Source organism: Mesorhizobium sp. WSM4311, from assembly GCF_002295115.1.
Classification (GTDB): domain Bacteria; phylum Pseudomonadota; class Alphaproteobacteria; order Rhizobiales; family Rhizobiaceae; genus Mesorhizobium.
This window is the reverse complement of the sequence record NZ_NSFV01000005.1, coordinates 100448-124633: the sequence shown is the minus strand read 5'-3', so window position 1 is coordinate 124633 and position 24186 is coordinate 100448. Positions and strand designations below refer to the sequence as shown.

At 64.5% G+C, this 24186-nt stretch carries 23 protein-coding genes and 1 pseudogene; 21 read left to right on the top strand and 3 right to left on the bottom strand.

The features are described 5' to 3' along the window. Positions 1–22 precede the first annotated feature (22 nt). The 11 genes and pseudogenes from sucC to lpdA form a co-directional block, all read left to right on the top strand. On the top strand, positions 23–1219 hold the full coding sequence (gene sucC / locus CK226_RS14710) for an ADP-forming succinate--CoA ligase subunit beta (RefSeq protein WP_095792257.1): 1197 nt from the start codon (positions 23–25) through the stop codon (positions 1217–1219). Beyond that, on the top strand, positions 1219–1710 hold the full coding sequence (locus CK226_RS14705; protein ID WP_095792256.1) for a hypothetical protein: 492 nt from the start codon (positions 1219–1221) through the stop codon (positions 1708–1710). Before sucC ends, CK226_RS14705 begins: the two co-directional genes overlap by 1 nt. A gap of 28 nt (positions 1711–1738) precedes the next feature. Next, positions 1739–2110: a cupin domain-containing protein gene (locus tag CK226_RS14700; RefSeq protein WP_095792255.1), complete on the top strand. Its 372-nt coding sequence runs from the start codon at positions 1739–1741 to the stop codon at positions 2108–2110. A gap of 3 nt (positions 2111–2113) precedes the next feature. Further along, the gene (locus tag CK226_RS14695) at positions 2114–2611 is read left to right on the top strand and encodes a DUF1579 family protein (protein WP_095792254.1); all 498 of its coding nucleotides are present in this window, start codon (positions 2114–2116) and stop codon (positions 2609–2611) included. A 12-nt stretch (positions 2612–2623) separates the two neighbouring features. After that, on the top strand, positions 2624–3526 hold the full coding sequence (gene sucD / locus CK226_RS14690) for a succinate--CoA ligase subunit alpha (RefSeq protein ID WP_095774800.1): 903 nt from the start codon (positions 2624–2626) through the stop codon (positions 3524–3526). Between the two features lie 130 nt (positions 3527–3656). Then, positions 3657–6644 carry a 2-oxoglutarate dehydrogenase E1 component gene (locus tag CK226_RS14685; RefSeq protein ID WP_095774799.1) on the top strand — a complete coding sequence of 996 codons (2988 nt, stop codon included), beginning with the start codon at positions 3657–3659 and terminating at the stop codon, positions 6642–6644. 31 nt (positions 6645–6675) lie between these two features. Beyond that, the gene (odhB, locus tag CK226_RS14680) at positions 6676–7953 is read left to right on the top strand and encodes a 2-oxoglutarate dehydrogenase complex dihydrolipoyllysine-residue succinyltransferase (RefSeq protein ID WP_095788932.1); all 1278 of its coding nucleotides are present in this window, start codon (positions 6676–6678) and stop codon (positions 7951–7953) included. Positions 7954–7969: 16 nt separating this feature from the next. Continuing rightward, entirely contained in the window at positions 7970–8677 is a 708-nt protein-coding gene (locus CK226_RS14675; protein ID WP_095792253.1) for a DUF4241 domain-containing protein, read from the top strand. Continuing rightward, positions 8677–9177: a hypothetical protein gene (locus CK226_RS14670; protein ID WP_095792252.1), complete on the top strand. Its 501-nt coding sequence runs from the start codon at positions 8677–8679 to the stop codon at positions 9175–9177. Before CK226_RS14675 ends, CK226_RS14670 begins: the two co-directional genes overlap by 1 nt. Next, positions 9174–9929 (top strand): SDR family oxidoreductase, encoded by a 756-nt coding sequence (locus tag CK226_RS14665; protein WP_095792251.1) that lies wholly within the window; start codon positions 9174–9176, stop codon positions 9927–9929. The genes CK226_RS14670 and CK226_RS14665 overlap by 4 nt, the downstream gene beginning before the upstream one ends. A gap of 74 nt (positions 9930–10003) precedes the next feature. Next, positions 10004–11419, top strand: a pseudogene (gene lpdA, locus CK226_RS14660) (dihydrolipoyl dehydrogenase); the annotation flags it as partial. 665 nt (positions 11420–12084) lie between these two features. Here lpdA and CK226_RS14650 read toward each other — a convergent pair. Then, the gene (locus CK226_RS14650) at positions 12085–13152 is read right to left on the bottom strand and encodes a TraB/GumN family protein (RefSeq protein WP_095774793.1); all 1068 of its coding nucleotides are present in this window, start codon (positions 13150–13152) and stop codon (positions 12085–12087) included. Between the two features lie 61 nt (positions 13153–13213). Then, positions 13214–14152, bottom strand: a complete 939-nt coding sequence (locus tag CK226_RS14645) for a tyrosine recombinase XerC (protein ID WP_095792249.1) — start codon at positions 14150–14152, stop codon at positions 13214–13216. Positions 14153–14248: 96 nt separating this feature from the next. On the opposite strand from CK226_RS14645, the gene rimM reads away from it, so the two are divergent. Both rimM and trmD read left to right on the top strand, forming a co-directional pair. Further along, positions 14249–14848 (top strand): ribosome maturation factor RimM, encoded by a 600-nt coding sequence (gene rimM / locus CK226_RS14640; RefSeq protein WP_095792248.1) that lies wholly within the window; start codon positions 14249–14251, stop codon positions 14846–14848. Beyond that, on the top strand, positions 14845–15543 hold the full coding sequence (gene trmD / locus CK226_RS14635) for a tRNA (guanosine(37)-N1)-methyltransferase TrmD (RefSeq protein WP_095792247.1): 699 nt from the start codon (positions 14845–14847) through the stop codon (positions 15541–15543). The genes rimM and trmD overlap by 4 nt, the downstream gene beginning before the upstream one ends. Here trmD and CK226_RS14630 read toward each other — a convergent pair. Then, the gene (locus tag CK226_RS14630; protein ID WP_095792246.1) at positions 15525–16277 is read right to left on the bottom strand and encodes a sulfite exporter TauE/SafE family protein; all 753 of its coding nucleotides are present in this window, start codon (positions 16275–16277) and stop codon (positions 15525–15527) included. The two genes, trmD and CK226_RS14630, sit on opposite strands and share 19 nt — an antisense overlap. 326 nt (positions 16278–16603) lie before the next feature. On the opposite strand from CK226_RS14630, the gene rplS reads away from it, so the two are divergent. The 8 genes from rplS (at position 16604) to CK226_RS14575 (ending at position 24145) form a co-directional block, all read left to right on the top strand. After that, the gene (gene rplS, locus CK226_RS14620) at positions 16604–17149 is read left to right on the top strand and encodes a 50S ribosomal protein L19 (protein WP_019862024.1); all 546 of its coding nucleotides are present in this window, start codon (positions 16604–16606) and stop codon (positions 17147–17149) included. Positions 17150–17305: 156 nt separating this feature from the next. Then, positions 17306–17719 carry an organic hydroperoxide resistance protein gene (locus CK226_RS14615; RefSeq protein ID WP_095774786.1) on the top strand — a complete coding sequence of 138 codons (414 nt, stop codon included), beginning with the start codon at positions 17306–17308 and terminating at the stop codon, positions 17717–17719. Beyond that, complete coding sequence (locus CK226_RS14610) at positions 17716–18261, top strand: MarR family transcriptional regulator (RefSeq protein WP_095792245.1); 546 nt, start codon at positions 17716–17718, stop codon at positions 18259–18261. Before CK226_RS14615 ends, CK226_RS14610 begins: the two co-directional genes overlap by 4 nt. 181 nt (positions 18262–18442) lie before the next feature. Then, complete coding sequence (locus CK226_RS14605; protein ID WP_095792244.1) at positions 18443–19240, top strand: transporter substrate-binding domain-containing protein; 798 nt, start codon at positions 18443–18445, stop codon at positions 19238–19240. 269 nt (positions 19241–19509) lie between these two features. After that, the gene (locus tag CK226_RS14595; RefSeq protein ID WP_095792243.1) at positions 19510–20325 is read left to right on the top strand and encodes an amino acid ABC transporter permease; all 816 of its coding nucleotides are present in this window, start codon (positions 19510–19512) and stop codon (positions 20323–20325) included. Between the two features lie 50 nt (positions 20326–20375). Continuing rightward, positions 20376–21011, top strand: a complete 636-nt coding sequence (locus CK226_RS14590) for a class I SAM-dependent methyltransferase (protein WP_095792242.1) — start codon at positions 20376–20378, stop codon at positions 21009–21011. Positions 21012–21375: 364 nt separating this feature from the next. Beyond that, the gene (gene leuC, locus CK226_RS14580) at positions 21376–22785 is read left to right on the top strand and encodes a 3-isopropylmalate dehydratase large subunit (protein ID WP_095792241.1); all 1410 of its coding nucleotides are present in this window, start codon (positions 21376–21378) and stop codon (positions 22783–22785) included. Between the two features lie 163 nt (positions 22786–22948). Beyond that, a complete protein-coding gene (locus CK226_RS14575) occupies positions 22949–24145 on the top strand; it encodes a GGDEF domain-containing protein (protein WP_095774780.1) in 1197 nt (398 codons plus the stop codon). Positions 24146–24186 lie beyond the last annotated feature (41 nt).

The window sequence follows — 24186 nt, the reverse complement described above, 5'->3', positions numbered from 1 at the left end:
AACGACCTGGAGATAGTTCCCGATGAACATCCATGAATATCAAGGCAAGGCGCTGCTGAAGAGCTTTGGCGCGCCGGTGGCCGAAGGCGTGCAAGTGTTCAAGGCAAGCGAGGCGGAAGCCGCCGCCAAGGCGCTGCCCGGCCCGCTCTATGTGGTGAAGAGCCAGATCCATGCCGGCGGCCGGGGCAAGGGCAAGTTCAAGGAACTGTCGCCCGACGCCAAGGGCGGCGTGCGGCTGGCGAAGTCGGTCGCCGACGTCGTCGCCAACGCCAACGAGATGCTCGGCCACACGCTGGTGACCAAGCAGACCGGCCCGGCCGGCAAGCAGGTCAACCGCCTCTATATCGAGGACGGCGCCGACATCGAGCGCGAGCTTTATCTGTCGATCCTGGTCGACCGCTCGGTCGGCCGCATCGCTTTCGTCGTGTCGACCGAAGGCGGCATGGACATCGAGGCGGTCGCGCACGACACGCCGGAAAAGATCATCACTGTCGCCATCGATCCGGAAAAGGGCGTCACGGCGGATGACGTGAAGGCGCTCAACGGCGCGCTGAAGCTCGACGGCGACGCGGCCAAGGATGGCGGCACGCTTTTCCCGATCCTCTACAAAGCCTTCGTCGAGAAGGACATGAGCCTGCTCGAGGTCAATCCGCTGATCGTCATGAAGAACGGCCGGCTGCGCGTGCTCGACGCCAAAGTGTCGTTCGACAACAACGCGCTGTTCCGCCACCCCGACGTGCTCGAACTGCGCGACACCACCGAAGAGGACGAGAAGGAGATCGAGGCGTCGAAATACGACCTCGCCTATGTCGCGCTCGACGGCAATATCGGCTGCATGGTCAATGGCGCCGGCCTTGCCATGGCGACGATGGACATCATCAAGCTCTATGGCGCCGAGCCCGCCAACTTCCTCGATGTCGGCGGCGGCGCGTCGAAGGAGAAGGTGACGGCGGCGTTCAAGATCATCACCAGGGATCCGGCGGTCAAAGGCATATTGATCAACATCTTCGGCGGCATCATGAAGTGCGACATCATCGCCGAGGGCGTGATCGCCGCGGTCAAGGAAGTCGGCCTGGAAGTGCCGCTGGTGGTGCGCCTGGAAGGCACCAATGCCGAACTCGGCAAGAAGATCATCAACGACAGCGGCCTGAACGTGGTGTCGGCGGACGATCTCGACGACGCGGCCAAGAAGATCGTCAAGGCGGTTAAGGGCGGCTGATGCGGCTCCTTCTGGCCATAGCGCTAACCGGCATGGCCTTTTGGGCTGGCCCGGCACGTTCGGCCCAAGATCCGGCGTCGCCCGCCTGGATTGGGATAAGAGTGAACCTGTTTATGAGTTTGTGTCCGGCAACGGCGCCCAGCTTCGGCAGGTTCACCGCGACCGCTCATGGGAACGGCTTTAGGACGGACTCCAACGGGCGCCAGGTTTACAAAGCCACGGAAATCGTCGCCTCGATCAGGAATGTGGACGGCCAGTGCGATTGCCTGGTTTCATTTGGCACAGACAAGCCGAAGCTGGCGGCCAATATGATCCTGCAGAGACTGCTTTCCAAGTATGGCAGCAGATTCCAGCCGGATAAGGATCCCGACTCCCTCGGGGTGCTCAAGACCGCCGACGGTGATTTGTCCATTCAACTGGTGACGATGCGCGAGGCCAAAGGCCAGTGGATCGGCGCTGTCGTTCACGGAAAGCAACGATGCCCAGCTTGAAAACAGAACAAGGTAGAGGTCGATAGCCATGCCTCCACGCAAGATAAACCTGGTCGAGGCAGCGGACGCGAAGATCAAGAAGGTCTTCGACCCGCATATCGCCGGCGACGTCAATGACAGCCAGGCCAAAGTCGCCAAATTCGGCGCAACCTTCGACTGGCATGCGCATGACAATGAGGACGAAGCCTTCCTCGTGCTGCGCGGGCGCATCGCCATCGATTTCCGCGACGGTCCGGTCGAGCTCGGCGAGGGTGATTTCATCGTCGTGCCGCGCGGTGTCGAGCACCGGCCGCGTTCGCTGACCGCCGAGCCGGTGGTGCTGATGTTCGAGCCGGCGACTACGCTCAATACCGGCAACGCCAAGAGCGACCTTACCGTCACCGACCTGAAGCGGCTCTGACCGATGAACGCGGCCTCCTTCTCCTCGCTTTCCGCCGATCACCAGCGCCTGCAGGTGCTGGTCGGCGCGTGGCGCGGCGAGGAAGAGGTCGCGGCCACGCGGTGGACCGATGCCGGCAAGGCGACGTCCGAAGTTCTGGCGGAGGCGCAGTTCGGCGGCCTGTTCGTGGTGCAGCGCTATCGCCAGCGCCGCGACGGCACGATTTCCTTCGGTTCGCACAATGTGTTCGGCTTCGACCAGCCGAACCGCCGCGTCACCATGCACCAGTTCGATTCGATGGGCTTTGTGCCGGCCTCGCCGGCCACGGGAACGTGGAACGGCAGCGAGCTCGATCTGGAGCGGTCGTCGCCGCGCGGCGCGGCGCGCGTGACGTATATTTTCGACGACGCCGACACCTACCGCATGCGACTGCATTTCAAAGCCGCTGGCAGCGATGGCTGGCAAGACATGGTGAGTGGCGTCTATCGGCGCGTCTCGCCTTCCTCGATCAACAGTTTTTAGAAAAGGGCTCCGATGTCCATTCTCGTCGACAAGAACACCAAGGTGCTGGTGCAGGGCCTGACCGGCAAGACCGGTACGTTCCACACCGAACAGGCGCTGGCCTATCACGGCACCAAGATGGTGGGTGGCATCCATCCCAAGAAGGGCGGCGAGACCTGGACCGGGTCGAAGGGTGAGAGCCTGCCGATCTTCGCCACAGTCGCCGAGGGCAAGGCAAGGACCGGCGCCAACGCGTCGGTCATCTACGTGCCGCCGGCGGGTGCCGGCGAAGCGATCCTGGAAGCGATCGAGGCGGAGATCCCGCTGATCATCTGCATCACCGAAGGCATTCCTGTGATGGACATGGTCAAGGTCAAGGCGCGGCTCGATCGCTCGACCTCGCGGCTGATCGGGCCGAACTGCCCGGGCGTTCTCACGCCTGACGAATGCAAGATCGGCATCATGCCCGGAAACATCTTCCGCAAGGGCTCGGTCGGCGTTGTTTCGCGCTCGGGAACACTTACCTATGAGGCCGTGTTCCAAACCACCAATGTCGGCCTCGGCCAGACCACGGCCGTCGGCATCGGTGGTGACCCGGTCAAGGGCACCGAGTTCATCGACGTGCTCGAGATGTTCCTGGCCGACGACGAGACCAAGTCGATCATCATGATCGGCGAGATCGGCGGTTCGGCCGAGGAAGACGCCGCGCAGTTCCTCAAGGACGAAGCCAAGCGTGGCCGCAAGAAGCCGATGGCCGGCTTTATCGCCGGACGCACGGCGCCGGCCGGCCGCACCATGGGTCATGCCGGCGCGGTCATCTCCGGTGGCAAGGGCGGCGCCGAGGACAAGATCGCGGCCATGGAATCGGCCGGCATCAAGGTCTCGCCGTCACCGGCGCGGCTTGGCACGACGTTGGTTGAAGCCATCAAGGGCTGAGCGTCGGTTTTGGAATGAGAGCCGACGGCGGTTCGTTGGCTTTGAGGGGACAAGAAGGGCGGGTGAATCGCCCACTATCGCGGCGCTGCCGCAAACGTAAGGAGACGGAGCCAGGCTCCGCTGAAACGACATGGCAAGACAAGATCAGGCCAACGACCAGTTCTCGCTCACCTCGTTCCTCTATGGCGGCAACGCCGATTACATCGACGCGCTCTATGCCGCCTATGAGGACGATCCCGCCTCGGTCAATCCCGAATGGCAGGAGTTTTTCGCCGGGCTGAAGGACGATGCCGGCGATGTGCGCAGGAACGCCAAGGGCGCTTCCTGGGCCAAGCCGTCCTGGCCGCTGCAGGCCAATGGCGAATTGGTGTCGGCGCTCGACGGCAATTGGGGCATCGTCGAGAAGCACCTGGAAAAGAAGGTCAAGGACAAGGCGGTCACCAACGGCATCGTGCTTTCAGACGCCGACGTGCACCAGGCGACGCGTGATTCGGTGCGCGCCATCATGATGATCCGCGCCTACCGCATGCGCGGCCATCTGCACGCCAATCTCGACCCGCTCGGCATCGCGAAGCCGCTCGAGGACTACAACGAACTGTCGCCGGAAAATTACGGCTTCACCGAAGCCGACTACGACCGGCCGATCTTCCTCGACAATGTGCTGGGGCTCGAATTCGGCACCATCCGGCAGATGCTGGAGATCCTGACCCGCACCTATTGCTCGACGCTCGGCGTCGAGTTCATGCACATCTCGGACCCCGAGGAGAAGGCCTGGATCCAGGGGCGCATCGAGGGCGCCGACAAGGAAATCTCCTTCACCACCACCGGCAAGAAGGCGATCCTGCAGAAGCTGGTCGAGGCCGAAGGCTTCGAGCAGTTCATCGACGTCAAGTACAAGGGCACCAAGCGCTTCGGCCTCGACGGCGGCGAGGCGCTGATCCCGGCGCTGGAGCAGATCGTCAAGCGCGGCGGCCAGCTCGGCATGAAGGAGATCGTGCTCGGCATGGCGCATCGCGGCCGGTTGAACGTGCTCAGCCAGGTGATGGCCAAGCCCCACCGCGCCATCTTCCACGAGTTCAAGGGCGGTTCGGCCGCCCCCGACGAGGTCGAGGGCTCGGGCGACGTCAAGTACCATCTCGGCGCCTCGTCGGACCGCGAGTTCGACGGCAACAAGGTGCATCTGTCGCTGACGGCCAACCCGTCGCATCTGGAAATCGTCGACCCGGTGGTGATGGGCAAGGCGCGCGCCAAGCAGGACTATCTGTTCGGCCGCAGCCGCGAGGAGATCGTGCCGCTGGAGGAGCGCGCCAAGGTGCTGCCGCTGCTGCTGCACGGCGACGCCGCCTTCGCCGGCCAGGGCGTGATCGCCGAAATCCTCGGCCTGTCCGGCCTGCGCGGCCACCGCGTCGCCGGCACGCTGCACTTCATCATCAACAACCAGATCGGCTTCACCACCAATCCGCGCTTCTCGCGCTCGTCGCCCTATCCGTCCGACGTCGCCAAGATGATCGAGGCGCCGATCTTCCACGTCAATGGCGACGATCCGGAAGCCGTGGTCCACGCCACCAAGGTGGCGATCGAATTCCGCATGAAGTTCCACAAGCCGGTCGTGGTCGACATGTTCTGCTACCGCCGCTTCGGCCACAATGAGGGAGACGAACCGGCCTTCACCCAGCCGATCATGTACCGCAACATCCGCACCCATAAGACGACGGTACAGATCTATGGCGACCGGCTGATCGCCGAGGGTCACATCACCCAGGCCGAGCTCGACCAGCTGAAGGCCGACTGGCGCGCGCATCTGGAATCCGAGTGGGAAGTCGGCCAGAGCTACAAGCCCAACAAGGCCGACTGGCTGGACGGCGCCTGGTCGGGCCTGCGCACGGCCGACAACCAGGACGAACAGCGGCGCGGCAAGACCGCCGTGCCGGTCAAGACGCTGAAGGAAATCGGCAAGAAGCTGACCGAGGTGCCGAAGGGTTTCGAGGCGCACAAGACCATCATCCGCTTCCTCGAAAACCGCCGTGAGGCGATCGAGTCCGGTGAAGGCATCGACTGGTCGACGGCCGAGGCGCTGGCTTTCGGCGCCATCCTGCTCGACGGCAATCCGATCCGCCTGTCGGGGCAGGATTCCGAGCGCGGCACCTTCTCGCAGCGCCATTCGGTGCTCTACGACCAGCGCGACGAGACCCGCTACATCCCGCTCAACAACCTGTCGGCGGCGCAGGCCGGCTACGAAGTCATCAACTCGATGCTGTCGGAAGAGGCGGTGCTGGGCTTCGAATATGGCTATAGCCTGGCCGAGCCAAAGGCGCTGACCTTGTGGGAAGCGCAGTTCGGCGACTTCGCCAACGGCGCCCAGGTGGTGTTCGACCAGTTCATCTCGTCGGGCGAGCGCAAGTGGCTCAGAATGTCGGGCCTCGTCTGTCTCTTGCCGCATGGCTATGAAGGCCAGGGTCCCGAACACTCCTCGGCCAGGCTGGAGCGCTTCCTGCAGCTTTGCGCCGAAGACAATATGCAAGTGGCCAACTGCACCACGCCGGCCAACTACTTCCACATCCTGCGCCGGCAGCTGAAGCGCGACTTCCGCAAGCCGTTGATCCTGATGACGCCGAAGTCGCTGCTGCGCCACAAGCGGGCGGTGTCGACGCTGCCGGAAATCTCCGGCGAAAGCTCGTTCCACCGGCTGTTGTGGGACGACGCGCAGCTGCTGCCCAACCAGCCGATCAAGCTCACCAAGGACTCCAAGATCCGCCGCGTCGTACTGTGTTCGGGCAAGGTCTATTACGACCTCTACGAGGAGCGCGAGAAGCGCGGCATCAACGACATCTATCTGCTGCGCGTCGAACAGCTCTATCCTTTCCCGGCCAAGGCGCTGATCACCGAACTGTCACGCTTCCGCAACGCCGAGATGGTGTGGTGCCAGGAGGAGCCCAAGAACATGGGCGCCTGGTCGTTCATCGACCCGTATCTGGAATGGGTGCTGGCGCATATCGACGCCAAGCATCAGCGGGTGCGCTACACCGGCCGGCCGGCGGCCGCGTCGCCGGCGACCGGATTGATGTCCAAGCACCTTGCCCAGCTCGCCGCCTTGCTCGAAGACGCGCTCGGCGAATAAAGAACAGAACCGACAGAAACGGACAGGCACAATGGCTACCGAAATCCGCGTTCCCACTCTCGGCGAATCCGTCACCGAGGCGACCATCGGCAAATGGTTCAAGAAGGTCGGCGATGCCATTGCCGTCGACGAGCCGCTGGTCGAGCTCGAAACCGACAAGGTGACGGTGGAAGTTCCGGCCGCCGCCGCCGGCACGCTGGGCGAAATCGTCGCAAAGGAAGGCGAGACCGTCGGTGTCGGCGCGTTGCTGGGCTCGATCTCGGCAGGTGGCGCCACCGCGCCGGCGACCAAGCCGCAGGCCGTGGCTCAGGCCTCGTCGCCGGATGCGGCTTCGACCAGCAAGCAGGCCGCCGCCGAAACCGCCAAGGTCGCCGGCGATGCCGGTTCCATCGAGCCGCGCAGCATGCCGCCGGCGCCGGCGGCGGCAAAGCTGATCGCCGAGCACAATCTGTCGGTCGACCAGGTTTCCGGTTCGGGCAAGCGCGGCCAGGTGCTGAAGGGCGACGTGCTCGACGCCATCGCCAAGGGTGCGCCGTCGCAGCCGGCCGAGACGCCGAAGGCGGCGCCGGCACCGATCGTCGCGCGCGCGCCATCTTCCGGCGACGATGCCTCGCGCGAAGAGCGCGTGCGTATGACCAAATTGCGCCAGACCATCGCGCGCCGGCTGAAGGAAGCGCAGTCAACCGCCGCCATGCTCACCACCTTCAACGAGGTCGACATGTCGGCGGTGATGGCGCTGCGGACCAAGTACAAGGACGTGTTCGAGAAGAAGCACGGCGTGAAGCTCGGCTTCATGGGCTTCTTCACCAAGGCCGTCACCCACGCGCTGAAGGAAATCCCGGCGGTCAATGCCGAGATCGACGGCACCGACATCATCTACAAGAACTTTGCCCATGTCGGCGTCGCCGTCGGCACCGAGAAGGGCCTTGTCGTGCCGGTCGTGCGCGACGCCGACCAGATGTCGATCGCCGAGATCGAGAAGGAGATCGGCCGGCTGGGCATCGCCGCGCGCGACGGCAAGCTGTCGGTCGCCGACATGCAGGGCGGCACCTTCACGATTTCCAATGGCGGCGTCTACGGCTCGCTGATGTCGACGCCGATCCTCAATGCGCCGCAGTCGGGCATCCTGGGCATGCACAAGATCCAGGACCGGCCTGTCGTGGTCGGCGGCCAGATCGTTATCCGGCCGATGATGTATCTGGCGCTCAGCTACGACCACCGCATCGTCGACGGCAAGGAAGCCGTGACCTTCCTGGTGCGCGTCAAGGAAAGCCTGGAGGATCCGGAACGGCTGGTGCTCGATCTGTGAGCGGGGCTGATCCGCAATGAGCGGCTGGCCGGATACCTTACGCCGATTGTTTCGGCGTGGACGTGCCTGGCTTTTCTCCGATTTGCCTGTGGTCGCTTCGCCCGCCGATTGGGACGCCTCGGAGGTTAGCAGCAATCTCGGCGTCTTCGCCCTAAGCGAAGCCGAGATGGCGGAGCGGAAGATCACCATCGCTACGGTCGGCGAGCTTGAGCTACCGACTGGCGAAATCATCGCTTGCGATCCGCTTATCACCGGGCTGGAACGGCCTGTGTTTAGCCGCAGGGTCAGACCGGGACGCTACCCGGTGACCGTGCTTGAGTCGCAAGGCCGGGTTGCGGCAGCCGTCTTGCGGTTTGGCTCCGGCTTGCCGGCTCGCTGGGAATTGGCCACCTTCGCTCGCGATCGCCCATCGGCCTACGAGTTTGAGTTTATCGTCGATGACGCGGTTGCATCTTTCATGGACAAGTCGGTCCTCACGCCGATGACCGATCTGGAGGAACTCGACGACTATCTTGCTGACGTTGCGTGTTCTCTCGACAGGTTTGGCATGGATCATCCGATTGATGGGAACCCGCTCAATGTCGCCATGTTCGACACTGGCTTCGGTGACGGCACGTATAAGTCCTTCTGGGGTTTGGATACAGCCGGCGAACCACTTCTCCTGATGACGGACTTCGAAGTGCTCGAAAACGCGGACGGCCGAGAAAGCAACCAGGCGAACTGATGACAAACGCCACTACGCACATAATCGGATTTTTGGCCGCTCTCACGGCGGCGAATTCTAGTGCGCATGCCGCCTGCTCGATCGAACTCGCCGTCTATGGTGATGGCCAGAGCGGCAGCGAGATCGATTTTACCCCGACCGGCACATCGGCTGTTGTCACCAACAGTTTCCGCATGATCCTCGACAACAATGTGGTGCTGAACGGCATCGTCATGTGGAACGAAGGCGTGGCACGGCCGAACGGTTCCTTGATGTACAAATGCCCCGAGGGCGACACCACCGGCGCCGAGCTCGCCGCCTGCACCCCCTGGCACGGCGTCATCTACACGTCCGACGACAAGGGCAGCATCGGGCTTTTGCCGGCGGAAGGCGTCGAGGCGCCGAAGACGCTGATCCTGCCGGATCTCGGTCCGGCGCTGCGTCAGTCCCCGGCCTACGGCGGCGGCGGCTTTTCGAAAGTTCCGTCGGATGTGTTCACGCTGAAGGGATGCCAGGAATGAGCGAGGCGCAAAAGGTGCTGCTGGTCACCGGCGGCAGTCGCGGCATCGGCGCCGCCGTCTGCCGGCTTGGGGCCAAGGCCGGCTATCGCGTCGCGGTCAACTATGCCTCGAACAACGCTGCCGCTGATGCGCTGGTCGGGGAAATCAAGGCGGCCGGCGGCGAGGCTTTCGCGGTCAAGGGCGATGTCGGCAGCGAGGCCGATATCATCTCCATCTTCGAGGCCGTCGACCGCAGCTATGGCCGGCTCGACGCCTTCGTCAACAATGCCGGCATTGTCGACGCCAAGGCGCGTGTCGAGGAGATGAGCGCGGCACGGCTCGAGCGCATGATGCGCATCAATGTCGTCGGTTCCATTCTGTGTGGCCGCGAGGCGGTCAAGCGCATGTCGACGCGCCATGGCGGCAAGGGCGGCGCCATCGTCAACATCTCATCGGCTGCGGCGGTGCTGGGCGCGCCGGACAATTATGTCGACTATGCCGCCTCCAAGGGCGCCATCGACACGTTCACCGTCGGGCTCGCCCGCGAGGTGGCGCTGGAAGGCATCCGCGTCAATGCGGTGCGGCCGGGCATCATCGACACCGACATCCATGCTTCCGGCGGACAGCCGGATAGGGTGGCGCTGATCCAGGACACGCTGCCGATGAAAAGAGCCGGCACCGCGGATGAAGTCGCGGGTGCGGTTCTCTATCTTCTATCCGACGCCGCGTCCTATACGACGGGCGCGATCCTGAATGTCAGCGGCGGCCGCTGAGCGCTCATGCAGTTCGAGCATGATGTTATCCGAAAACCGCGTCACACTTTTCGGCATCATGCTCAAAACAGAAGGACAGTATCATGGCTTATGACGTCGTTATCATCGGATCGGGACCGGGCGGCTATGTCTGCGCCATCAAGGCGGCACAGCTCGGCCTGAAGGTCGCGGTGGTCGAGAAGAACGCGACCTTCGGCGGCACCTGCCTCAACATCGGCTGCATCCCGTCCAAGGCGTTGCTTCATGCCTCCGAAATGTTCGCCGAGGCCGGCCATTCCTTCGACACGCTGGGCGTCGAGATACCAGCGCCGAAGCTCAATCTGAAGAAGATGATGGCGCACAAGGACGCGACGGTGTCGTCCAACGTCAACGGCGTCGCCTTCCTGTTCAAGAAGAACAAGATCGACAGCTTCCGCGGCACCGGCAAGGTGGTGGCGGCCGGCAAGGTGTCGGTGACGGGCGAGGAGGGCAAGGTCGAAGAGATCGAGACCAAGAACATCGTCATCGCCACCGGTTCCGACGTCGCCGGCATTCCTGGCGTCAAGGTCGATTTCGACGAGAAAATCATCGTGTCGTCGACCGGCGCGCTGGCGCTGGACAAGGTTCCCGGCCATCTGGTGGTGGTCGGCGGCGGCGTCATCGGGCTCGAGCTCGGCTCAGTCTGGGCGCGGCTCGGCGCCAAGGTCACCGTCGTCGAGTTCCTCGACACGATCCTCGGCGGCATGGACGGCGAGGTCTCCAAGCAGTTCCAGCGGCTGTTGTCCAAGCAAGGTTTCGAATTCAAGCTCGGCGCCAAGGTCACCGGCGTCGCCAAGGCCAAGAAGGGTGCGACCGTCAGCTTCGAGCCGGTGAAGGGTGGCGCCGCCGAAACCATCGCTGCCGATGTCGTGCTGATCGCCACCGGGCGCCGCGCCTATTGCGACAGTCTCGGGCTGAAGGAAGCGGGCGTCGAGGTCGACGAGCGCGGCCGGGTCAAGACCGACGGGCATCTCAAGACCAATGTGCCGGGCATCTATGCCATCGGCGATGTCATCGCCGGGCCGATGCTGGCGCACAAGGCCGAGGATGAGGGCGTGGCGGTGGCCGAAACCATCGCCGGCCAGGTGGGCCATGTGAACTACGAGGTCATTCCGAGCGTCGTCTACACCAGTCCGGAAATCGCCTCGGTCGGCAAGACCGAGGAGGAGCTGAAGAAGGCCGGCATCGACTACAAGGTCGGCAAATTCCCCTTCAGCGCCAATGGCCGCGCCCGCGCCATGCTGCACACGGACGGCTTTGTGAAGATCCTCGCCGACAAGGCCAGCGACCGCGTGCTCGGCGTGCACATTGTCGGCTTCGGCGCCGGCGAGATGATCCACGAAGCGGCGGTGCTGATGGAGTTCGGCGGCTCGTCGGAGGATCTCGCCCGCACCTGCCATGCGCATCCGACGATGTCGGAAGCGGTGAAGGAAGCGGCGCTGGCCACCTTCTTCAAGCCGATCCATATCTGAGGGCGCCCAGCGCTTCGTCGTCCTATGGCGGAGCAAGGAGCGAAGCGACGCGGCGCAGACCCCTGGAGCTGGTCCGCAGCCCAAGGGATCCATGCCGTGGCTTCAGAGCGCTCCTGCGGTGCGGAATTCTGCTCCGCTGCCAAGGCCCCCAACGGTCATCACCCAAAACAAAACGGCCCGCATTTCAGCGGGCCGTTGGTATCTGGTGCCGGGTCGATCAGTTGGCCGGTGCTGGAGCAGGCGCTGGTGCGGGCGCGGGTGCCGGAGCGGGCGCAGGGGCCGGCGCGGGCGCGGGTGCCGGAGCAGGAGCTGGTTCTGCTGGCTTGGCCGGTTCAGCGGGCTTCATCGGTTCTGCCGGAGCTGGCGCGGGAGCCGGTGTGCTGGCCGCCGGCGCTTCGGCGGGTGCCGGATGCTCGCCGCTTCTGCCGAAAACGTAATATGCGACAATCGCCAGGATAACGACGACCAGCGCAATCAGCCAGGGGCTGCCGCCGCCGCCGCCGCTTGGCCTGGGAGTGTCGTTCGATGGATTCGCCATAAAAGTGTCCTCCGTGGATGAAAATGATCAATCAATAGCCATCAACGCGCAACCGTTGAATGGGTTTCACTCTGGCGAAGGAAACCGCCGGAAACGCGGCGTTTTGGTCCCCCCGCTGCCATCCGACTCAATTGACGGCGGTGACAGTATAGCCGGCTTTGCGGAAATCCTCGACCAGTCCCTCGGGACCGGGCAGGTGTAGCGCGCCGACCGCCATGAAGGCGTTGCCCCTGGCCAGGATCGGCCCGGCATGATCGACCATCACCTTGTTGCGGCTGGTGATCATGGTTTCCTCGAAGGCGGCATAGCCCGAGGGATCGTTCTGCTCGTCCGGCATGGCGGCGCGGAACAATGGCCAGAACATGCCGGTGTCGCCGCGCTGGTAGAGCACGATCATGGTCTCGTTGATGTCGTTGACCTTGTCGCCGAGCTTCAGCGTGTCGACCAGGCCCTTCATATGAAAGGCGAGCGGCAGCGAGGCCATGGCGCGCAACTGGCTTTCGGCCGTTTCCAGACCTTCCACCGGCTTGCCGGCCGCCTTGGCGCTCTCGGCCAGCTTGACGTCGAGCACCGGTGCCCCGCCGGACTGGCGGGCGAGTTCGCAGGCCGGCAGCGCCATCATCGCCGACAGCATCCACGGCTTCATCTTGGCGACGGTTGCCGGCGGGATGCCGCGCGCGTCGAGTGCGGCGTTCATCGCCGCCGCTTCGTCCGGCTTCAGCAAGGATGACAGCGTCGTGGAGTCGGTGAACATCATCAGGTCCGGCTCCTTCAGCATCGCCGTCATCATCTTCTGCTTGTCGAGCACGTCGGTGGTTTCGATGATGAGGGTGCCGGCGGCGTCAAAGGCCTTCTGTGCCTCGGGCGGCAACGTGGTGACGCGCGGGTCAGTCATGTGCATGGTGCCGAACAGGTAGGAGGGCTGTTCGCCCGGTTTCTCCAGCTTCCACAACAGGCCCTTGCCATTCAGCGTGGCGGCGGCTTCCGCCTCGATCTTGCTGTAGGTGGCAGGGCTGCTCTTCTGCAGGGCCGACAGCATGTCGGCGCCGCTGCAGGTCGGGACTTCCGCATGCGCCCTGCCGGCCGCGAACAGCAGGACGGCCAGGAAGGACAGGAAAAACAGCACGTTGAGCGCGACAAGCAGCTTCAGCGAGATGGAAGCTGCACGGTCGGCGATGGCAATGACGCGTTTCATGACCCCTTTCTAAGGATGAAAAGCGGCAAAACGGTTAATTGGGGGCACGAAATTGAAGAGGTCACGCCCTTGGATGGGCCGATTCGTAGATTTCCAGCAGCCTTGCGGTGTCGACGCCGGTGTAGATCTGCGTCGTCGACAGGCTGGCGTGGCCGAGCAGTTCCTGGATGGTGCGCAGATCGCCGCCACGGCCGAGCAGGTGCGTGGCGAAGGAATGGCGCAGCGCGTGCGGCGTCGCGGTGTCGGGCAGGTTGAGCGCCGAGCGCAGTTTGGCCATGTCGCGCTGGATGATGGCCGGGTTGAGCGGGCCGCCGCGCGCGCCGCGAAACAGGAGTTCCTTGGGATCGAGATGGTAGGGGCAGAGCCGGCGGTATTCGGTGATAGCCCTGAGCGCCACCGGCAGCACCGGCACCAGCCGCGTCTTGCCGCCCTTGCCGGTGACGCGCAGCACGGTGTCGGCCTCCGAGGCCAGATCGGCGCCGGCGAGGCCGAGCGCCTCGGAAATGCGCAGGCCCGAGCCGTAGAGCAGCGTCAGCACGGCGGCGTTGCGGGCGGCGATCCAGGGCTCCTCGGCCAGCTGGCCTTCCACCGATACGACCTGTCTGGCGTCGCTCGCCGTCAGCGGTTTTGGCAGCGATTTGGGTTGGCGCGGCGCGCGCAGCGCGGCGGCGCCAGCGGCGTTGACCAGGCCACGGCGTTCGAGGAAACGCAGCAGTGAGCGGATGCCGGCCAGACCTCGGCCCAGCGTGCGGGCGCCGGCGCCGGCGTTGCGGCGGGCGGCAAGAAAGCCGCGCAGATCGGCCGGACGCAGATTGGCGATGTCGGAAACGCCGGGCGAGCCGCCGCAATGGCCGGTGAGGAAATGCAGGAACTGGCGCGTGTCTCGCTCATAGGCTTCCACTGTCTCGGGTGACAGGCGACGTTCACGCGCGAGCATCTTCAGCCAGCTTTCACGCGCCGCCTGGAGATCGGGTTTCGCCGGGATGAGGAATTCCTGCATGGCGGCATTTTCTTGTATCCGGGTTAGGAAGCGGTGAAGAGCGCGTCATTGAAATGACAGCCGCGTGGGGTTAGAGCAGGCCAAAGGATATTCGCGATGAGCAAGCCGCAAAACCCTGTCCAGATGGCCGTGATCGGCGCCGCCCATGGCATCAAGGGCGAACTCAGGGTGAAGACCTTCACCGGCGATCCGATGGCGCTGGCCGATTATGGGCCGCTCTATGCCAGGGACGGCCGCGCCTTCCAGATCACGGACATAAGGCCGGCCAACACCGTCGTCGTGGTGCGGTTCAAGGGCATCAGCGACCGCAATGCCGCCGAAGCGCTCGCCGGCACGGAATTGTTCGTCGATCGCTCGATGCTGCCGGACGATGGCGAGGAGGATGAGTTCTACCATGCCGACCTGGTCGGACTGGAGGTTCGCGACGACACCGGCACCGCGCTCGGCAAGGTGGTCGCGGTGCATAATTTCGGCGGCGGCGACATTCTCGACGTGACGCTTGCCGGCCGCAAGGGCGTGCTGATCCCGTTCACCCAGGCCGCCGTGCCTGACGTGTCGATCGCCGAGGGCTTTGTCCGCGTCGACCCGGTGGCGGCCGGGCTGGTCGAGGACGAGGATGGCGATGCGCCGCGCGAGGAAGACTTCGACCCGAAGGGCAGGCCGCGCGGGCCGCGCGACGCCGGGGGCAACCGGTGACATTCAAGGCCTCGGTGCTGACGCTCTACCCCGAGATGTTTCCGGGCGCGCTCGGCCTGTCGCTGGCGGGCCGCGCGCTCGAAGCCGGGGCCTGGTCGCTGGAGGCGATCCAGATCCGCGATTTCGCCACCGACAAGCACCGCACCGTCGACGACACGCCGGCCGGCGGCGGCGCCGGCATGGTGATGCGTGCCGATGTCCTGGCCAAAGCCATCGACCATGCCTCACCGCCGGGCGATGCGCGTCCGCGCCTTCTGATGAGCCCGCGCGGTAAACCGCTGACCCAGGAACGAGTACGCGAGCTTGCCGCCGGGCCGGGCGCCGTCATCCTGTGCGGCCGCTTCGAGGGCGTCGACCAGCGGCTGATCGAGGCTCGGGAATTGGAGGAAGTTTCGATCGGCGATTTCATCCTCTCCGGCGGCGAGCCGGCGGCGCTCGTGCTGCTCGACGCGGTGGTGCGGCTGTTGCCCGGCGTCATGGGCAATGCGGTGTCCGGCGAGGAAGAGAGTTTCGAGAATGGCTTGCTCGAACATCCGCACTACACGCGGCCGCAGGAATTCGAGGGGCGGGAGATTCCGCAAGTGCTGATCTCCGGCAATCACAAGAAGATCGCCGCCTGGCGGCGGGCGGAGTCGGAGAAGCTGACGAGGGAGCGGCGGCCGGACCTCTTCGGCGCTCAGCCCTTGCCGAAATAGTAAAACGCCAAAAACAGGCCGACGGCGACGACGAAGCCGCGCACCACGTTTTGCGGCACGCGCTTGGCGATCCAGACGCCGGCATAGCCGCCGAGCGCACCGCCTGGAATCATGACGATCGCCTGCGGCCAGGCGACGACACCGCCCGAGACGAAGACGATGATCGCCACCGCGGCGACGACCACGGCCAGCATGTTCTTCAGCGCGTTCAGCCGGTGGTAGTCGCCGGCCTGCGTCAGGCCAAGCGTCGCCAGCATCATCACGCCCATGCCGGCGCCGAAGAAGCCGCCATAGATGGCGGTGACGAACTGTGCCAGCAAACCGGCGAGCGAGCCGACCGCCGCCTCATGATCGGGTTTTGGCGCCGGCTTCAGCCACGGCCCGGCGGCAAACAGGGCGGTCGCGCCCAAGAGCAGCCACGGCACCAGGGCGCGGAAGGACGGGTTGGACAGTGCCAGAAGGATGAAGGCGCCGGCCAGCGCACCCGCCGCCGAGATCAGGCACAGCAGCAGGGCACCGCGCCAGAAGTGGCGGATATCGGTCCAGTAGGCGAGCGTGGAGGTGATATAGCCCGGGAATTGCGTGACCGAGGAGGTGGCGTTGGCGACGATCGGCGGCACGCCGACCAGTGTCATGGCGCCGAAGGTGACGAAGGTGCCGCCGCCGGCAACCGCATTGGCGGCGCCGGACAGGAAGCCCGCCAGGAACAGCAGGATGGCGTCGAAGACAGACATGGAATGCCACCGCGGAAAACTCAGTTATGTCAGGCTTAGAAAGGCCCGAGGGCCGGCGCAACCCGGCACGAAGCGATTACGATGGTGCCATGCCGGCAAAAAAGACTCGTGCGCGGGCGTGACAAAGCGCTGAAATAGCTGTATGTGCGCGCCGAACCGGAAGAAAAATCTGCCGGACCCGTCAACAATGACGGTGTAGTCGCCCCTGTCCGATGTCTTGCAGACGAATGTCTCGGAGGCAAAGGACATAGCCGAGCGGTCAATGGAACTGCAAGGCGAGTGTCGGACGCTCTGACTGTCGGAAGAACAAGAAGTGGATTATTGAGATGGATCTCATCCGTCAGCTCGAGGCCGAGCAGGCCGCCAAGATCGAAGCCAAGCGCAAGCTCCCCGAATTCCAGCCCGGCGACACCGTGCGCGTCCAGGTCCGCGTGACCGAAGGCACCCGCACCCGCGTCCAGGCCTATGAGGGCGTCGTCATCGCCCGCGCCGGTTCCGGCTTCCAGGAAAATTTCACCGTCCGCAAGATCTCCTATGGTGAAGGCGTCGAGCGCGTGTTCCCGGTCTTCTCGCCGATGGTCGAGGGCGTCGAGATCGTGCGCCGCGGCAAGGTGCGCCGCGCCAAGCTCTATTACCTGCGCGACCGTCGCGGCAAGTCGGCCCGTATTTCGGAAAACACCGGCGTGCGCGCCCGCAAGCTCAACGATGAGGAGCGCGACGCGCTGAACGCCGAGAAGGCCCGCATCGAGGCCGAGAAGGTCGCCGCCGCCCAGGCGCTGGCGGCTGAGACGGCCGCCAAGGAAGCCGCCGAGAAGAAGGCCGCCGCCGAGGCTGAGGCAGCCAAGGCCGCCGAGGCGACCCCGGCCGAATAAGGCTTTCGGAAATCCCATTCAAAAAGGCGGCTTCGGCCGCCTTTTTTCGTTTCACCAGACTGTGAACGCTTTCAGCCCCGGAAACAGCATCCGGCAATTGACGACGCATTATCTTGTGCATTAAATAATCGTGTACAAGATAATTGGAGATTTGCAATGGCACTCTACACCACACAGGCTCACGTCACCGGCGGCCGCGCCGGCCATGGCGAGACCACCGACGGCCTGCTCAAGGTCGATCTGGCGATGGCCAAGGAACTCGGCGGGCCAGGTGGCGCCACCAATCCCGAGCAGCTTTTCGCCGTCGGCTACGCCGCCTGCTTCGAAAGCGCCATCCGCTTCGTCGCGCGCAAACAGAAGCTGCCGCTCACCGATGCCGGGGTAACCTCCACCGTCAGCCTGCTTCCCAATGGCGAGGGCTTCAAGCTCGGCGTCGCGCTCGCGGCCCAGACGAAAGGCCTTGATCAGGCGGCCGCGGAAGCGCTTGTATCGGAAGCACACAAGATCTGCCCCTATTCCAACGCCATCCGGGGCAATGTCGAGGTGGCGCTTTCGGTAAAGGCGGCATGACGGGAAAGACCACAAAGACCGCAAAGAACACCAGCGCCGCCCCGGCGGAGACCGTCGGGACGGTCAAGGTGCCTCGACTAGATCAACAGCTCTGCTTCGCGCTCTATTCGGCGAGCGGGCTGATGACCAAGCTCTATCGGCCGTTGCTCGATCCGCTCGGCCTGACCTATCCGCAATATCTGGTCATGCTGGCGCTGTGGGAGCACGCACCGAGCACGGTGGGCGCGCTTGGCGAGGCGCTGGGCCTCGATTCCGCGACGCTGACACCGCTGCTCAAGCGGATGGAGGCGGGCGGGCTCGTCACCCGCCGTCGCGATGCCGCCGATGAGCGCCGCGTGCTAGTCGAGCCGACGGCCAGGGGCCAGGCGTTGCGTGCGCACGCGAAGGATGTGTCCCTGGCGCTCGCCTGCAGCGTGCCGCTGGAGCCTGGCGAGGCGAAAGCGCTGCACGCGACGCTCACCCATCTCGTCGCCGGCTTGCGCAACGCCACCGCCGATGACCGGTCGGCGGATGCGGAGGCGCTGGTTCCCGGCTTGGGGTAGTCCACGCCGTGCTGGGTACGGATTATCCCTGAATTCCGAGGTTGAAGGCATCGCAATCCACTTTCGCGTGAGCTTGAGCAGCGGACCGTCTTGCATGGCGCTTGCGGAAAGCTAAAGTCGGCGCCGTCTTTCCTGCAAGCCCGGCGCATGTCCGGGCGCCTTCAATTTTCCGGAGTGTGTCATGACCAAGTCGAAACTGCTGCTGGCCGGCCTGCTGGCCCTGGTGCTGGCGCCCGTTGTCGCGTTCGCGCAGGCGCTGCCCGATCTCGGCGGCAAACAAGTGGTGGTGGTGACTGAAAACGCCTATCCGCCGCTGCAGTTCATCGATCCCAAGACGGGCAAGCAGATCGGCTGGGAATATGACGCGATGAACGAAATCGCCAAGCGGCTCAATTTCAAGGTCGACTACCGGAACACCTCCTGGGACGCGATGATCCAGGCGGTTTCCGACAACCAGTACAACATCGGCATGACCGGCATCACCATCAAGGACGACCGCAAGGAGAAGGTCGATTTCTCCGACCCCTATATGCGCTCGGAGCAGTTCATGCTGGTGCGCGGCGACGAAAGCCGCTTCACCGACGCCAAGACCTTCGGCGCCTTCAAGGACGGGCTGATCGGTGCGCAGCCCGGCACCACGCCCTTCTACACCGCCGTCTACAGCGTGCTCGACGGCAATGAGCAGAACCCGCGCATCAAACTGTTCGAGACTTTTGGCGCCACGGTGCAGGCCCTGAAGTCGGGCGACGTCGATGTCGTGCTGACCGACGGCACCGCCGGCAAGGGCTATGTCGATGCTTCCGAGGGCAAGCTCAAGCTGATCGGCGGCCCGCTCGGCACCGAGGACTTTGGCTTCATCTTCCCGAAGGGATCGGACCTGGTGAAGCCGGTCAACGCCGCGATCGCCGCGCTCAAGGCGGACGGCACGTTCGATGCGTTGAACAAGAAGTGGTTTCTTGACTACAAGATGGGGCAGTGAGCCTCCTTGCGACGTGCACTTCATGATGGTCATGCGCGGCAATTCGCGCTGAGCTTGCGCTCGAACGCCCCCCTGTGCCCTGCCGGGCATCTCCCGCTCAAGGGGGGAGACTGGCTGTTCGGCCAACGGCGCCCTCCAGTCGACGTAGATGGTTGGCGAAAGCCGATCAAAGATCCGATCTCCCCCCTTGAGCGGGAGATGGCTGGCAAGCCAGAGGGGGGTGCCTTGGCGCCACCCTTTCGGGACTTCCATCGCGGCGACAGCGCCTGATGGCACCGCCTTCGTCATCCTCCACCAAAGCCGAATTCCCCTGGTGGCTTGCCGCTGCCGCCGTGCTTGCACTGGCGGCCGCCTTGTTCATCGCGGCCAGCGATCTCTATGCCCAGGTCTTCGCCACGGTCGCCAAGGGCATCGGCATCACCGTCTTCGTCACCGTCGTCGCCTTCGCCATGGCGTCGATCATCGGTCTCGGCGTTGCGCTGATGGGCTTGTCGGGTTCGCCCTGGCTTCGCCAGATCGCGCGCTTCTATGTCGAGATCATCCGCGGCGTGCCGATCCTGGTACTGTTGTTCTGGATCGCCTTTGCCGGCGCGCCGGCCTTCGTCGCGGCCTGGAACGCGCTGACCGCGCCGCTGCAAAGCGCGGGCTATCTGGGTGAGCTCCTGGTGCGCGACGTGTCGCTGTTGTGGCGGGCCATCATGGCGCTGACCATCGGCTACTCCGCCTTCATCTCGGAGGTCTTCCGCGCCGGCATCCAGGCGGTCGAGAAGGGCCAGATCGAGGCGGCCAAGGCGCTTGGGCTGAGCCGTGCGCAACGCTTCCGGCTGATCGTCTTTCCGCAGGCGATCCGCACCATATTGCCGCCGCTCGGCAATGATTTCGTCGCTTTGGTCAAGGATTCCTCGCTGGTCTCGGTGCTCGGCGTCGCCGACATCACCCAGATGGGCAAGATCTATGCCGCCGGCTCGTTCCGCTTCTTCGAGACCTATTCGATCGTTGCCTATATCTATCTCATCCTGACCGTCGGCCTGTCGCTGGCGCTCAGGGCGCTGGAGCGGCGCCTGCGCCGCCAGCACGAGGAATAGTTTTTGGGTGAGGACAGGGTTACGATCCTGTCGACATCGAGGGAGGTCTCATGAAGGTCGACAAGGCCAATGCGGCGCTGGATTCCGTCTATGGCGCGGACACGCCGGAAACACTGGCGCAGGCCTATGCCGCCTGGGCCGCGACCTATGACAGCGAGACCGCCTCGCTCGGCTATCTCCTGCCGTTCCTGATCACCGCCTGGGTGGCGCGCCATGTTCCGGCTGGCGAAGGGCCGCTGCTCGATGCCGGCTGCGGCACCGGCCTGTCGGGTCCGTCGCTGAAGGCGCTGGGCTATGGCGACATTGCCGGGCTGGATCTCTCGGACGACATGCTGAAGATCGCCGGCAGCCGCAACGCCTATAGCGAGCTGAAACAGGCGATGCTGGGCGGGAAGCTACCCTGGCCGGATGGTCATTTCCGCGCCTTCTTCTCGACCGGCGTGTTCACCATCAGCCACGCGCCGGCGGCGGGCCTGCACGAACTGGTGCGCATCACCAAAAAGCGCGGCCACGCTATCTTCACCGTGCGCGACCAGGTGTTCGAGAGCGGCGGGTTTCAGGCCGTGTTCGACGAATTGGAGCAGGCGAGAAAATGGCGGCCGGTCGAGCAAAGTCCGTGGTTTCGCTGCTACGCGATCGCCGAGCCGGATGCGCTGGTGAAGACTTTTGTGTTCGAGGTGATGTGAGCTGCGAGTTCCCCGATCTTGGCTGCCTTCCTCTCCCTCCGGAGGGGGGAGAGGAAAGGCGCGAGTTCGTCGAGCTTGGTGCCCTTCCTGCCCCTGAAGATGTGTAAGTGAGGGCGGGGAGCCCGCCAGGCCACGCCGCAATTGCCGAAAAGCCAAAACATTGGTATGAGCCACGCCATGGAAGAGCTTTTTGGCGATCCGGCCTACAAGGGGTTCGTGCTGCAGGACAGAAAACGCCTGCCGTCGCGCTTCTCCGCGCGCGTCTGCGGCGCTTTGACCAGCCGACTTAGCTAGACCGCTTTCGCCGGGCCAAGGGGCTGCGGCGTTACACTCTTCCCATTCTCATATCGACGGATCTACGCACATGAGCGCACCGCGCACCCTCTACGACAAGATTTTCGACGACCACGTCGTCGACCGCCAGGACGACGGCACCTGCCTGCTCTATATCGACCGGCACCTGGTCCATGAAGTGACCAGCCCGCAGGCCTTCGAAGGCCTGCGCCTGAGCGGCCGCAAGGTCCGCCATCCGGAAAAGACGCTGGCAGTCGTCGATCACAATGTCTCAACCTCGCCCGAGCGCAAGTTCGGCATCAAGAACGAGCAAAGCCGCATCCAGGTCGAGGCGCTGGCCAAGAACGCCAAGGACTTCGGCGTCGAATATTATTCCGAGAACGATATCCGCCAGGGCATCGTCCACATCATCGGTCCCGAGCAGGGCTTTACGCTGCCCGGCATGACGATCGTGTGCGGCGACAGCCACACTTCGACGCATGGCGCGTTCGGCGCGCTGGCGCACGGCATCGGCACGTCGGAAGTCGAGCATGTGCTGGCGACGCAGACGCTGATCCAGCGCAAGGCCAAGAACATGCTGGTGCGCGTCGACGGCCAGCTGCCGGAAGGCGTCACCGCCAAGGACATCATCCTCGCCATCATCGGCGAGATCGGCACCGCTGGCGGCACCGGCTATGTCATCGAATATGCCGGCGAGGCGATCCGCTCGCTGTCGATGGAAGGCCGCATGACGATCTGCAACATGTCGATCGAGGGCGGCGCGCGCGCCGGCCTGATAGCCGCCGACGAGACCACCTTCGCCTATGTCAAGGACAAGCCGCGCGCGCCGAAGGGCGCGGCCTGGGACGCCGCGCTCGCCTATTGGAAGACGCTGCAGTCGGACGAAGGCGCGCATTTCGACAAGGTGATCGTGCTCGACGCGGCCAAGCTGCCGCCGATCGTTTCCTGGGGCTCGTCGCCCGAGGATGTCGTCTCCGTGCAAGGCATCGTGCCGAACCCGGACGATATCGCCGACGAGAACAAGCGCACCTCCAAGCAGCGGGCGCTGGACTATATGGGCCTGACGCCGGGCACCAAGATCACCGACATCGCGCTCGACCGTGTCTTCATCGGTTCCTGCACCAATGGCCGCATCGAGGATCTTCGCGCCGCCGCCAAGGTAATCGAGGGCAAGACCGTCAATCCGCGCGTCAACGCCATGATCGTGCCGGGCTCCGGCCTGGTCAAGGAACAGGCGGAAGCCGAGGGCCTCGACAAGATCTTCCTCGCCGCCGGCTTCGACTGGCGCGAGCCGGGTTGCTCGATGTGCCTTGCCATGAACGACGACCGGCTGAAGCCGCATGAACGCTGCGCCTCGACCTCGAACCGCAATTTCGAGGGAAGGCAAGGCTTCAAGGGCCGCACCCATCTGGTGTCGCCGGCCATGGCGGCGGCGGCGGCGATCGCCGGCCACTTCGTCGACATCCGCGACTGGAAATAACCTCCGGTCCACACGTTCCGATGATTGCCGGACCCCGGACCGCATTGCGGTTCCGGGGTCTTTTTCATTCGCGCGGTCCGCATATGCGTTCGGGCTTAACCGCTTGTTTGGGCTTGCGCGCTAAGGTCTTCCCTGACGTAAAGCGAGGGGAAGTCACCGTCCTTTGGACACCGGCCTGTTCATAGCGCTGCTCAATCCGACGATCGCGCTGGCCCTCGGCGCGGCCTTCTTCGTGCTATGGGCCTATCAGCGTCACCGGCCCTATCTGGCCGTGCTGGCGCTCAGCTATTGTGTTTCGGCGCCCGGCTTTCTGTTCCAGTATTTCACCTTGCCCATCGGCATGGTGCTGACCAAGCTGGTGTCCAACATCTGCTTCGCCATCGCCGGCTGCTGCCTGTCGGGCGCAATCGTCGCCCGTTATGGCCGCAAGGTGCCCTATGTGGCGATCGGCGTGCTGACCGGTGGCGGTCTGGCCTCGTTCTGCTGGTTCCTCTTTGTCGCGCCGGATCTCACTTGGCGTATCCTGGCGATGAATTTCGCCTTCGGCGGTCTCAGCCTTCTGGTGGCCGCCGAATTGCGCCCGGTGCGCAACAATGGCCCGACCGAGAAGATCCTGTTCGTGCTGTCGCTGCTGTCGGGCCTCAACTTCTTCGTGCGAACCCTCGTCGTCGTCATCGCGCACGGGCCGTTCACCAGCTATGATGGATTCTACAGCTCGTCCTACTGGACGACGGCGCTGCTGTCGCATGCGCTGCTGTCGCTGCTGATCGCGCTCTGCCTGTTCACCGCCGCGGCGCTCGACGTCATGAAGGCCCTGAAGGCCGAGACGCACACCGATCCGCTTTCGGGCCTGCTCAACCGGCGCGGCTTCGAGGAGCGCGCGGCCCAGCTCCTGCGACACTGCGCGATGGCCAGGTTCCCGGTGGCGCTGGTACTGGCCGACCTCGATCATTTCAAGGCGCTCAACGATGTGCACGGGCATGCCGCCGGCGACCGGGTGATCGCTGATTTCGCCGCCAAGCTCCGGTCGGCCACCGGCGCGCGCGGCGCTGCCGGACGCATCGGCGGCGAGGAGTTCGCTGTGCTCCTGCCGCTCAGCGATCTCGCCGCCGCGCGCCTGTTCGCCGAGGCTGTGCGCACGCTCTACTCGGCAGGCGGCGTCGACGGGCTTCCCGCCGGCACCAAGGTCACCGCCAGTTTCGGCGTGGCGGCCCGCAGCGGCGAGGAAGCGCTGGAGCCGTTGATGCGGCGTGCCGACGAGGCGCTTTACAAGGCCAAGAAAAATGGCCGCGACAGCGTGCGCCTGTCGTACGAACGGCCCGAAACGTTGTTCGTGCCGGAGCCGTCCAAGGCCGGCTGAAGCCGTGTATCCCGCCTCACGTTAACGTCTTTTTCGCCCGT

Bases quoted from the DNA above. Each gene is read 5' to 3' on its own strand.
- sucC (WP_095792257.1), top strand. From the start codon at position 23: ATGAACATCCATGAATATCAAGGCAAGGCGCTGCTGAAGAGCTTTGGC.
- CK226_RS14705 (WP_095792256.1), top strand. From the start codon at position 1,219: ATGCGGCTCCTTCTGGCCATAGCGCTAACCGGCATGGCCTTTTGGGCT.
- CK226_RS14700 (WP_095792255.1), top strand. From the start codon at position 1,739: ATGCCTCCACGCAAGATAAACCTGGTCGAGGCAGCGGACGCGAAGATC.
- CK226_RS14695 (WP_095792254.1), top strand. From the start codon at position 2,114: ATGAACGCGGCCTCCTTCTCCTCGCTTTCCGCCGATCACCAGCGCCTG.
- sucD (WP_095774800.1), top strand. From the start codon at position 2,624: ATGTCCATTCTCGTCGACAAGAACACCAAGGTGCTGGTGCAGGGCCTG.
- CK226_RS14685 (WP_095774799.1), top strand. From the start codon at position 3,657: ATGGCAAGACAAGATCAGGCCAACGACCAGTTCTCGCTCACCTCGTTC.
- odhB (WP_095788932.1), top strand. From the start codon at position 6,676: ATGGCTACCGAAATCCGCGTTCCCACTCTCGGCGAATCCGTCACCGAG.
- CK226_RS14675 (WP_095792253.1), top strand. From the start codon at position 7,970: ATGAGCGGCTGGCCGGATACCTTACGCCGATTGTTTCGGCGTGGACGT.
- CK226_RS14670 (WP_095792252.1), top strand. From the start codon at position 8,677: ATGACAAACGCCACTACGCACATAATCGGATTTTTGGCCGCTCTCACG.
- CK226_RS14665 (WP_095792251.1), top strand. From the start codon at position 9,174: ATGAGCGAGGCGCAAAAGGTGCTGCTGGTCACCGGCGGCAGTCGCGGC.
- CK226_RS14650 (WP_095774793.1), bottom strand. From the start codon at position 13,152: ATGAAACGCGTCATTGCCATCGCCGACCGTGCAGCTTCCATCTCGCTG.
- CK226_RS14645 (WP_095792249.1), bottom strand. From the start codon at position 14,152: ATGCAGGAATTCCTCATCCCGGCGAAACCCGATCTCCAGGCGGCGCGT.
- rimM (WP_095792248.1), top strand. From the start codon at position 14,249: ATGAGCAAGCCGCAAAACCCTGTCCAGATGGCCGTGATCGGCGCCGCC.
- CK226_RS14630 (WP_095792246.1), bottom strand. From the start codon at position 16,277: ATGTCTGTCTTCGACGCCATCCTGCTGTTCCTGGCGGGCTTCCTGTCC.
- rplS (WP_019862024.1), top strand. From the start codon at position 16,604: ATGGATCTCATCCGTCAGCTCGAGGCCGAGCAGGCCGCCAAGATCGAA.
- CK226_RS14615 (WP_095774786.1), top strand. From the start codon at position 17,306: ATGGCACTCTACACCACACAGGCTCACGTCACCGGCGGCCGCGCCGGC.
- CK226_RS14610 (WP_095792245.1), top strand. From the start codon at position 17,716: ATGACGGGAAAGACCACAAAGACCGCAAAGAACACCAGCGCCGCCCCG.
- CK226_RS14605 (WP_095792244.1), top strand. From the start codon at position 18,443: ATGACCAAGTCGAAACTGCTGCTGGCCGGCCTGCTGGCCCTGGTGCTG.
- CK226_RS14595 (WP_095792243.1), top strand. From the start codon at position 19,510: ATGGCACCGCCTTCGTCATCCTCCACCAAAGCCGAATTCCCCTGGTGG.
- CK226_RS14590 (WP_095792242.1), top strand. From the start codon at position 20,376: ATGAAGGTCGACAAGGCCAATGCGGCGCTGGATTCCGTCTATGGCGCG.
- leuC (WP_095792241.1), top strand. From the start codon at position 21,376: ATGAGCGCACCGCGCACCCTCTACGACAAGATTTTCGACGACCACGTC.